8 protein-coding genes are annotated in these 8,226 nt (G+C 72.9%); 7 read left to right on the forward strand and 1 reads right to left on the reverse strand.

The window, feature by feature from the left end:
- From G3I41_RS33545 to G3I41_RS33565, 5 genes are all read left to right on the forward strand, one after another.
- The coding region (locus G3I41_RS33545) for a 2-oxo acid dehydrogenase subunit E2 (RefSeq protein WP_203602037.1) at window positions 1-812 on the forward strand (812 nt) is incomplete at its 5' end.
- Between the two features lie 131 nt (window positions 813-943).
- Window positions 944-1,567 carry a GntR family transcriptional regulator gene (locus tag G3I41_RS33550; protein WP_164404302.1) on the forward strand — a complete coding sequence of 208 codons (624 nt, stop codon included), beginning with the start codon at window positions 944-946 and terminating at the stop codon, window positions 1,565-1,567.
- A 256-nt stretch (window positions 1,568-1,823) separates the two neighbouring features.
- A complete protein-coding gene (aceE, locus tag G3I41_RS33555) occupies window positions 1,824-4,493 on the forward strand; it encodes a pyruvate dehydrogenase (acetyl-transferring), homodimeric type (protein WP_164404303.1) in 2,670 nt (889 codons plus the stop codon).
- 80 nt (window positions 4,494-4,573) lie between these two features.
- Window positions 4,574-5,554, forward strand: a complete 981-nt coding sequence (locus G3I41_RS33560; protein WP_203602038.1) for a YafY family protein — start codon at window positions 4,574-4,576, stop codon at window positions 5,552-5,554.
- A 61-nt stretch (window positions 5,555-5,615) separates the two neighbouring features.
- Window positions 5,616-6,134: a DUF4240 domain-containing protein gene (locus G3I41_RS33565; RefSeq protein WP_164404308.1), complete on the forward strand. Its 519-nt coding sequence runs from the start codon at window positions 5,616-5,618 to the stop codon at window positions 6,132-6,134.
- 45 nt (window positions 6,135-6,179) lie between these two features.
- On the opposite strand, the gene G3I41_RS33570 is transcribed toward G3I41_RS33565, so the two are convergent.
- A complete protein-coding gene (locus tag G3I41_RS33570) occupies window positions 6,180-6,707 on the reverse strand; it encodes a GNAT family N-acetyltransferase (RefSeq protein ID WP_164404304.1) in 528 nt (175 codons plus the stop codon).
- A 56-nt stretch (window positions 6,708-6,763) separates the two neighbouring features.
- Between G3I41_RS33570 and G3I41_RS33575 the strand changes: the two genes are divergently transcribed.
- Together G3I41_RS33575 and G3I41_RS33580 are read left to right on the forward strand one after the other, a co-directional pair.
- Window positions 6,764-7,663, forward strand: coding sequence for a TIGR01777 family oxidoreductase (locus G3I41_RS33575; RefSeq protein WP_164404305.1), 900 nt, complete (start codon window positions 6,764-6,766; stop codon window positions 7,661-7,663).
- Window positions 7,664-7,842: 179 nt separating this feature from the next.
- The coding region (locus G3I41_RS33580) for an FAD-dependent oxidoreductase (protein ID WP_164404306.1) at window positions 7,843-8,226 on the forward strand (384 nt) is incomplete at its 3' end.

Here is an 8,226-nt window from a genome sequence, read left to right on the forward strand (position 1 = left end):
CCGCGGAGGCCGCCAAGGCCGCCGCCGCTGCCCCGGCGCCCGCCGCCGCCGCTCCGGCCGCCGCCAAGGCGCCGAAGCTGGAGGCCAGCCCGCTGCGCGGTCAGACGGTCAAGATGACCCGCATGCGCAAGGTCATCGGCGACAACATGATGAAGGCGCTGCACTCGCAGGCCCAGCTGACCTCGGTCGTCGAGGTCGACGTCACCAAGCTGATGAAGCTGCGCGCCAAGGCGAAGGACGGCTTCGCGGCCCGTGAGGGCGTCAAGCTCTCCCCGATGCCGTTCTACGTGAAGGCCGCCGCCCAGGCGCTGAAGGCCCACCCGGTCATCAACGCCCGGATCAACGAGGACGAAGGCACCATCACGTACTTCGACTCGGAGAACATCGGCATCGCCGTGGACGCCGAGAAGGGCCTGATGACCCCGGTCATCAAGGGCGCGGGCGACCTCAACATCGCCGGCATCTCGAAGAAGACGGCCGAGCTGGCCGGCAAGGCCCGCGGTGGCGGCCTGACCCCGGACGACATGTCCGGTGCCACCTTCACCATCAGCAACACCGGCTCGCGCGGCGCGCTGTTCGACACCGTCATCGTGCCGCCGAACCAGGCAGCCATCCTGGGCATCGGCGCCACCGTGAAGCGTCCCGCGGTCATCGAGACCGAGGAGGGCACCGTGATCGGCGTCCGCGACATGACGTACCTGTCGCTCTCCTACGACCACCGTCTGGTGGACGGCGCGGACGCCGCCCGCTACCTGACCGCGGTCAAGGCGATCCTGGAGGCCGGCGAGTTCGAGGTCGAGCTCGGCCTGTAACCAGCCTCACGATCGGCGCCCCCGTCCGGAACCCTTCCGGGCGGGGGCGCCGCCGTATTGTCTAGACACCACCGGTCGCCCCGGCCACCGTGCCCGGTGCAGGCGTACCGGTCTGTCCGAAGGAGCCCGTCATGACCCCGCCCGTCGTCCACTCGCTGCGCGAACAGATCCGCGAGCACATCGTGGAGGGGATCGTCAGCGGGCGCTGGAAGCCGGGCGAGCGGATCGTGGAGCGGCGCATCGCCACCGAGCTGGAGGTCAGCCAGACGCCCGTGCGCGAGGCGCTGCGGGAGCTGGAGACGCTGCGGCTGATCGAGTCGGCGCCCAACAAGGGCGTCCGGGTCCGCAACCTCACCGCCGCGGACCTGGAGGAGAGCTACCCCGTGCGGGCGGGCCTGGAACAGATCGCGGCCGAGCTGGCGGCCCCCGGGCTCGGCGAGGACTGCTCGCTGCTCGCGCCGCACGTGACGGCGCTGTACGAGGCGGACCGGCTGGCGGACGGCGAGGCCCAGGTCCGGCACACGGTCGGCTTCCACCGCGCGATGGTGCGGGCGGCGGGGAACGCGGTGCTGCTGCACACCTGGGAGGGGCTGGGCATCGAGGTGTTCACGGCCCTGTCGATCCGCTGGCTGGGGACGGTCCAGAAGTCGTACGCCGAGGAGCACGAGGCCCTCATCGACGCGTTCCTGCGCAAGGACCCGGACATCGGGACGCTGGTCAAGGCCCACGTCCTGGGGTGCGCGCCGCGCGCCTGAGGCACCGCGCACGTGACGCACCCCCCGCTCTTCTGTGCAGGTCAGCGCCCGTTTTAGACGGGTAAATCCCGTCACTCGGTGCCCCATTTCATGGCACCGCATGCCACTTTCTTCATATCGAGAAGTTTTGCCTTTCATCCTTTGATCGATCATCGATCGGGGATCTACAGTTCACCTCGCGGGCCCACCGGCCCCATCGCCCTGTCCTGCCAGTCAGGGACTTCTCCACCCCCCTCCTCACCGGAAGGCGGCGATCATGACCGACCCCGTAGGAAAGCTTCCGAGCGAGCTCGACCAGCTCCCGGACCGCGACCCGGAGGAGACCGCTGAATGGGCGGCCTCCCTGGATGCCGTCACCAAGGCCGCGGGCCCGCACCGTGCCGCGTACCTGATGCGGCGCTCGCTCCAGCACGCCGAGGGCGCCGGTCTCGCGCTGCCCAAGCTGCTGGAGACCGACTACGTCAACTCCATCCCGACCGCCGCGGAGCCCGACTTCGCCGGTGACCTGGAGATGGAGTCGAAGATCACCGCGTGGAACCGCTGGAACGCGGCCGCGATGGTCACCCGTGGCGCGCGCTTCGGCGTCGGCGGCCACATCGCCACCTTCGCCTCGGCGGCCTGGCTGTACGAGACCGGCTTCAACCACTTCTTCCGCGGCAAGGAGGGGGACGGCTCCGGCGACCAGCTGTACGTGCAGGGCCACGCCTCCCCCGGCATCTACGCCCGCGCCTTCCTCGACGGCCGGCTCAGCGAGCAGCAGCTCGACAACTTCCGCCAGGAGGCGGGGGGCAACGGCCTGCCGTCCTACCCGCACCCGCGGCGGCTGCCCTGGCTGTGGGAGTTCCCCACGGTCTCCATGGGCCTCGGCCCGCTCTCGGCGATCTACCAGGCGCGCTTCAACCGCTACCTGGCCAACCGCAACATCAAGGACACGTCGAACTCGCACGTCTGGGCCTTCCTGGGCGACGGCGAGATGGACGAGCCCGAGTCGACCGCCGCCCTCGCCCTCGCGGCCCGCGAGAAGCTCGACAACCTGACCTTCGTCATCAACTGCAACCTGCAGCGCCTCGACGGTCCGGTCCGCGCCAACTTCCGCGTCGTACAGGAGCTGGAGGGCGCCTTCCGGGGCGCCGGCTGGAACGTCGTCAAGACGCTCTGGGGCAACGCCTGGGACGAGCTGTTCCAGCTCGACACCACGGGCGCGCTGGTCCGCCGCCTCCGCGAGGTCCCGGACGCGCAGTTCCAGACGTACGCCACCCGCGACGTCGCGTACATCCGCGAGCACTTCTTCGGCGCCGAGCCCGCACTCGCCGAGCTGGCGAAACTGCTCACCGACGCGAAGATCGCCGAGTGCTTCTACACCTCGCGCGGCGGCCACGAGGCCCGCAAGGTGTACGCGGCCTACCGCGCGGCCGTCGAGCACAAGGGCGCGCCGACCGTGATCCTCGCCCAGACGGTGAAGGGCTACACGCTCGGCAAGGGCTTCGAGTCCAAGAACGCCAACCACCAGATGAAGAAGCTGTCGATCGACGAGTTCAAGGGCATGCGCGAGCTGCTCGGCCTCCCGATCCCGGACAGCGCCTTCGCCGACGGCCTGGTGCCCTACGGCCACCCGGGCGCCGACTCCCCCGAGGTCCGCTACCTCCAGGAGCGCCGCGCCGCCCTCGGCGGCCCCGCCCCGGCCCGCCGGGTGCACGCGGTGGCGCTTCCGCAGCCCGAGGAGCGCGCGTTCGCCGCGCTCAAGAAGGGCTCCGGCAAGCAGGAGATGGCCACCACCATGGCCTTCGTCCGCCTGGTCAAGGACCTGATGCGGGACAAGCAGACCGGCAAGCGCTGGGTGCCGATCGTCCCGGACGAGGCCCGCACCTTCGGCATGGAGTCGCTGTTCCCCTCGGCCGGCATCTACTCGCCGCTGGGCCAGACGTACGAGCCGGTCGACCGCGACCAGCTGATGTACTACAAGGAGGCCAAGGACGGCCAGATCCTCAACGAGGGGATCACCGAGGCCGGCGCCATGGCCGACTTCATCGCCGCCTCCACGTCGTACGCGACGCACGGCGAGACGATGATCCCGTTCTACATCTTCTACTCGATGTTCGGCTGGCAGCGGACCGGCGACCAGTTCTGGCAGCTCGCCGACCAGCTCGGCAAGGGCTTCATCGTCGGTGCCACCGCCGGCCGTACGACCCTGACGGGCGAGGGCCTCCAGCACGCAGACGGCCACTCGCACCTGATCGCCGCCACGAACCCGGCGTCGCTCAACTACGACCCCGCGTTCGCGTACGAGATCGCGGTGATCGTCAAGGACGGCCTGCGGCGGATGTACGGCCCCGACGCCGAGGACGTCTTCTACTACCTGACGGTCTACAACGAGCCGAAGCCGCAGCCCGCGATGCCGGAAGGCGTCGAGGAGGGCATCGTCAAGGGCCTGTACCGCTTCAAGGAGGGCACGCCCGCCACGGCGGACGCGCCGCGCGCCCAGCTGCTGGCCTCCGGCACGGCGATCCACTGGGCCCTGGAGGCCCAGGAGCTGCTCGCCGCCGACTGGGGGGTCACGGCCGACGTCTGGTCCGCGACCTCCTGGGGCGAGCTGCGCCGCGAGGCGCTGGAGTGCGACGAGGCCCTGCTCCGCGGTGAGCAGCGGGTGCCGTACGTGACGCAGGTGCTGGAGGGCGCTCCGGGCCCGGTCGTCGCGGTCAGCGACTGGATGCGCGGGGTCCCGGACCAGATCAGCCAGTGGGTCGAGCAGGACTGGACCTCGCTCGGCACGGACGGCTTCGGCCTCTCCGACACGCGGGACGCGGCCCGCCGCCACTTCGGCGTCGACGCCCAGTCCGTCGTGGTCGCCACGCTGGCCCAGCTGGCCCGTCGCGGCGAGGTGCCGGCGACCGCCGTCAAGGAGGCGCGGGACCGGTACGGTCTCTGACCGTCCCATGGGGCCCGTCCGGCGCGTGAGGTCTTGTCCTCACGCGCCGGACGGGCCTGTTCTCCGGCCACAATGGCCGCATGCGTGCTGCCCGGCTGATCCGAATGGTGCTGGTCCTCCAGGCCCGCCCCGGCATGACCGCCGCCGAGCTGTCCCGGGAGCTGGAGGTGTCCGAGCGGACCGTGACCCGGGACGCGCAGGCCCTCTCCGAGGCCGGTGTCCCGGTGTACGCGGAACGCGGCCGGGCCGGCGGCTACCGGCTCGTCGGCGGGTACCGCACCGGGCTGACCGGTCTCGCCCGCGACGAGGCGGAGGCACTGTTCCTGTCCGGGCTGCCCTCCGCGCTGCGCGAGATGGGGCTCGCGGACGCCGCGTCGGCCGCCCGGCTGAAGGTGTCGGCGGCCCTGACGCCCGCGCTGCGGGACGCCCCGGCGGGGGCGGGGCGGCGCTTCCACCTGGACGCGCCCGGCTGGTACCGGGAGCCGGCCACGCCGGAGCTGCTGCCCGCCGTGGCCGAGGCGGTGTGGCGCGACCGGCTGCTCCTCGCCCGGTACCGGGGGGCCGGCCGGGACACCGACGCCGAGCGGGAGCTCGCCCCGTACGGGCTCGTCCTGAAGGCGGGCGTCTGGTACCTCTGCGCCCGCGCGGGCGACGACACGCGGGTGTACCGCATCGACCGGTTCACCGCCGCCACCGTTTCGGACACCCCTTTCGTCCGGGACGAGGGTTTCGACCTGCCCGGCTTCTGGGAAGAGCGGTCCGCCGCGTTCGCCCGCTCCCTGCTGCGTACGGAGGTGACGCTGCGGCTCTCGGAGACGGCCGCGCACCGGCTGCCGCACCTCGTGGACCGGGCCGCCGCCACGGAGGCGCTGGAGGCGGCCGGGCCGCCCGGTGACGACGGCCGGGTCACGGTCACCCTGCCGGTGGAGTCCCTGGACGTCGCCTACGGCCAGCTGCTGGGCCTCGGACCGGAGTTGGAGGTCCTGGCCCCGGCCGGGCTGCGGGAGAGGTTCGCGACCGCAGCCGCCCGGCTGCACGCGCTCTACGGGGGCACGCCCTGACCGCTCCGTATCGACGTCTGGGCGTGCGTCGGCCGCCCTGAGGGCAGATGCTGGACCCGTGATGGACGAGACCGAGTTCTGGGAGCTGATCGACAGCACGCGCGAGGCCGCCGACGGCGACCCCGAGGACCACGCCGACCTGCTGATCGACAAGCTGGTGCTGCTGGACCCCGAAGCGGTGCTGGACTTCGCCCGGCACTTCGAGGCCCGCTTCAACCGCGCCTACCGCTGGGACCTGTGGGGAGCCGCCGCCGTCCTGCTCGGCGGTGCGGACGACGACGCCTTCGACTCCTTCCGCTGCTGGCTGATCGGCCGGGGCCGGGAGGTCTTCGAGGGTGCCGTGCACGACCCGGACGCCCTGGCCGAGCTGCTCGACTCCTTCGACGAGGAGCTGGACGGCGACGGCGAGGAGCTGGGGTACGCGGCCGACGAGGCGTACGAACAGCTCACCGGCGTCGTCGCGCCCGGCCTCGGCCTCCCGCCGCAGCCCGACGAGCCGGAGGGCACCCCGCTCGACCCGGACGACGACGCGGCCCTGGCGGCCCGGCTGCCCGCCCTCTGGGAGCGGTTCGGCGGCTGAGCGCGCCCGTCACGGGGCGAGCCGTTCGGCACCTGAGCGCACCCCTCACGGGGCGAGCGGGCGGCCCATCATCACGTCGTCCACGTACCGCCCGTCCAGGAAGAACTCACCCCGCAGCACGCCCTCGACGGCGAAACCCTCCGCTTCGTACAGCGCGCGGGCGGGCGCGTTGTGGCCGAGGACCCGCAGGGTGATCCGGTTCGCCCCCTCGCCGCGTGCCGCCACGCAGGCCGCGCGGACCAGGGCGCGCCCGACGCCCCGGCCGCGCGCCCAGTGGGCCACGGCGAGGCCCTGGATCTGCCGGACGTGCGTGTGGCAGGCGAGCGCGCTCGGCGACACGACGCGTATGTAACCGGCCGGCACCCGCTCCCCCGCCTCGTTGACCGCCTCCGCCACCAGGATGTCCCGGGGCGTGTGCCGCTCGTCGAAGAACGGCGCGTACGGCGGCTGCGGGCGCGGCTGCACCGCGTGCAGCGTCGACCAGGTGGCGCGGTCCAGCGCGCCGAGCGCGGGCTCGTCCGTGAGAACGGCGCGGCGGACGAGAGGTTCGGCGGATGCGGCGGAATCGGTCATGGCCGCCACTGTGCCACGGCCGTGTACGGCGGCTCCGGTGGGGCAGGATGGACGCCATGCCGCACTCCCGTATCGCCGTCAGCGGATCGACCGGACTCATCGGAGCGGCGCTGGTGCGCTCGCTGCGGGCCGACGGGCACGAGGTGGTCCGCCTGGTGCGCCACCCGGCCCGGGACGGTGACGAGGTGGAGTGGGACCCGAAGCGGGGGTACGTGGACGTGGCCGGGCTCGTCGGCTGCGACGCGGTCGTCCACCTCGCCGGGGCGGGGGTCGGCGACCACCGGTGGACCGAGGCGTACAAGAAGGAGATCCGGGACAGCCGGGTGCTGGGCACCGCCGCGATCGCGGACGCCGTCGCCTCGCTCGACACCCCTCCCGCCGTGCTGCTGTCCGGCTCCGCGATCGGCTTCTACGGCGACACCGGCGACCGCCCGGTCGACGAGGAGGCGCCGCCCGGGGACGGGTTCCTGCCCTCGGTCTGCGTGGAGTGGGAGGAGGCCACGGCGGCGGCCGAGGAGGCGGGGGTGCGCACGGTGCACGCCCGCACCGGCCTGGTGGTCGCCCGGGAGGGCGGCGCCTGGGGGCGGCTCTTCCCGCTGTTCCGGGCGGGCCTGGGCGGCCGGATGGGCGACGGGCGGCAGTACTGGAGCTTCATCGCGCTGCACGACCACATCGCGGCGCTGCGGCACGTCCTGGACACCCCGGAGCTGTCCGGCGCGGTGAACCTGACCGCCCCGACGCCCGTCACCAACGCCGAGGTGACCGCCGCCATGGGCCGGGTGCTGCGGCGCCCGACCCTCTTCACGGCGCCCGCGCCGGCCCTGCGGCTCGCACTGGGCGAGTTCGCCGGGGATGTGCTGGGCAGTCAGCGGGTGCTGCCCACGCGGCTGCTGGGCTCCGGCTTCTCGTTCGCCTTCCCCTCCGTCGACGCCGCCATCCGCGCCGCCCTGCGCTGACGGGCTGTCCGGACGGCCCGGTTTTCGGACGGGCGTGCGACCCCGTGCATCGGTGCACCGGTCCGCGCGCGACTGCGCACGATCGGGCCACTCTCCTAGCCTCCTGACGAACTCAGGCATTCCGGTGGGCGGTTGAGGGCATGAGCCCCCCACCACTCGCGTCGAACCGGGGAGGGTACGTGCTCAGCACGGCACACCACGCGGACGTCGTCATCATCGGAGCCGGAATCGCCGGCCTGTCGGCGGCCCACCTACTGACCAGCGCCGGGGTCAGTGTCAGCGTCCTGGAGGCCGGCCCCGGCGTCGGCGGCCGGATGGCCACCGACGAGGTGGACGGGTTCCGCCTCGACCGCGTCGGCCCGCTGCTCAACACCGCGTATCCGGAGCTCCGCACCACGCCGGGGCTCGACGGCCTCGTCCTGCGCGCCTTCGATCCCGGGGTCCTCGTGCACAGCGAGGGCCGCCGCCACCGGACCGGCGAGACCCCCCGCGTACCGGGCGCACGCGGCGCACGGGGCGCGCTCAAGGCGGCGCGCGCCCTCGCGCACGCCCCCCGGCCGCCG

This window comes from Streptomyces sp. SID9727 (genome assembly GCF_010550605.1).
Classification (GTDB): Bacteria; Actinomycetota; Actinomycetes; order Streptomycetales; family Streptomycetaceae; genus Streptomyces.